This is a genomic window from Bradyrhizobium sp. 132, assembly GCF_023074185.1.
Lineage (GTDB): Bacteria > Pseudomonadota > Alphaproteobacteria > Rhizobiales > Xanthobacteraceae > Bradyrhizobium.
The window spans coordinates 1-673 of sequence record NZ_JADPKY010000180.1 but is presented as its reverse complement, the minus strand read 5'-3'; the positions used below and the strand labels follow the sequence as shown (position 1 = coordinate 673).

Genomic DNA, 673 nt, shown 5'->3' with positions numbered 1-673 from the left:
CCCAACGGCGCCGGCAAATCGACCTTCTTCAAGATGCTGACCTGCGAGATCGCGCCGACCTCCGGCCAGATCGTGTTCGAGGGGCGCGACATCACGGGATTGAGGGTCACCGAGGTTTGCCAGCTCGGACTGACCAAAAGCTACCAGGTCAACCAGCTCTTCACCGGATTGACGGTACGGCAGAACCTGACGATCGCCGCGCTCGCCGAGCTGCGCGGAAAATTCCGGCTCGACCTGTTCCGCAAGCTCTCCGGCGTCAAGGGCCTGACGGAACAGGTGGAGCACACGCTTGCCCTCGTCAACCTGACCCGCCGTGCTGATACGCCCGTATCGGAGCTCGCCTATGGCGAGAAGCGCAGGCTGGAGATCGGGCTCGCGCTCGCGACGTCGCCGCGCCTGCTGCTGCTCGACGAGCCGCTTGCCGGCATGAGCCCGCGCGAGCGGGTCGAGACCGTCAAGCTGCTCAAATCGATCGCGCGCGGGCGCACCATGATCATCATCGACCACGACATGGATTCGCTGTTCGAACTGGTCGAGCGCGTGACAGTGCTCCAGGAAGGCAAGGTGCTGCTCGACGGCACGCCCGAGGAAATCAAGTCCAACGCCGCCGTGCAGGAAGCCTATCTCGGCGGTGTTCACGGAGAGATCGCCGCATGAGCCTGATCGAGGTCAA

General features: G+C 64.0%; 1 protein-coding gene. It reads left to right on the top strand.

What is annotated here, in order from left to right:
- The coding region (locus IVA74_RS39780) for an ATP-binding cassette domain-containing protein (protein ID WP_247353495.1) at positions 1 to 657 on the top strand (657 nt) is incomplete at its 5' end.
- Between the last annotated feature and the right edge of the window lie 16 nt (positions 658 to 673).